At 47.7% G+C, this 841-nt stretch carries 1 pseudogene; it reads left to right on the top strand.

The annotated features are described in order from the left end of the window. Positions 1 to 77 precede the first annotated feature (77 nt). Positions 78 to 506: pseudogene (locus RTW80_RS26315) on the top strand (recombinase family protein); the annotation flags it as partial. Positions 507 to 841 lie beyond the last annotated feature (335 nt).

Here is an 841-nt window from a genome sequence, read left to right as displayed (position 1 = left end):
CCGGGTTTTCAAAGTGACGGGAAGGGACCAGCGATGGCAGCATAGCTCACGCTGCCCCAATATTTTTTATGCTCTCGGTCGTATGGAAGCTGGACCGCCTCGGTCGTGATCTTCGTCATCTCATTAATACAGTGCACGACCTGACCGCGAGGGGGACCGGTCTGAAAGTGCTGACCGGTCACGGGGCGACTATCGACACAACAACGGCCGCTGGCAAGCTTGTCTTCGGTATCTTTGCCGCACTGGCGGAGTTTGAGCGCGAACTGATTGCTGAAAGAACGACTGCAGGTCTGGCATCAGCAAGAGCCCGTGGGCGGAACGGCGGCCGACCTTATAAAATGACGCCAGTCAAACTGCGACTGGCAATGGCATCAATGGGACAATCAGAAACAAAGGTCAGTACGCTATGCCAGGAACTTGGGATAACCCGGCAAACTTTGTACAGGCATATTTCCCCTGTTGGTCAACTGCGGGCGGACGGGATCAAGCTGCTCAACCGTGGATAATTTGAACGGACGGAAAAATCTGGGGTTCCGGCGTAGTACCCCTATCACCTCCACATTTTTGCAACAGTGCCTTATAAATGGCAGCCTTATGTTTACTTGCCAAGATGGGCTACCATATGATGTTTTATACTGAGCAATATTAATATTATCTTTAATGGAAAAATTAAGCCCACTAAGTGACCCACTGCTATATGGCTCTATTGTGAAGACGCCTGAGGGTAAAAATTTATACATGGTTGTCCCTATGTCTATTATTGCAAGGTTGACAATATTATTCGTTTTATAAATTTGAGCGTTTAAAATCACACAACAAAGCAATTAGTCAGTATAAACAA

The sequence above is a fragment of the Escherichia sp. AM3 genome, assembly GCF_032029835.1.
Lineage (GTDB): Bacteria > Pseudomonadota > Gammaproteobacteria > Enterobacterales > Enterobacteriaceae > Escherichia > Escherichia coli.
This window is presented reverse-complemented; position numbering and strand designations above follow the sequence as displayed.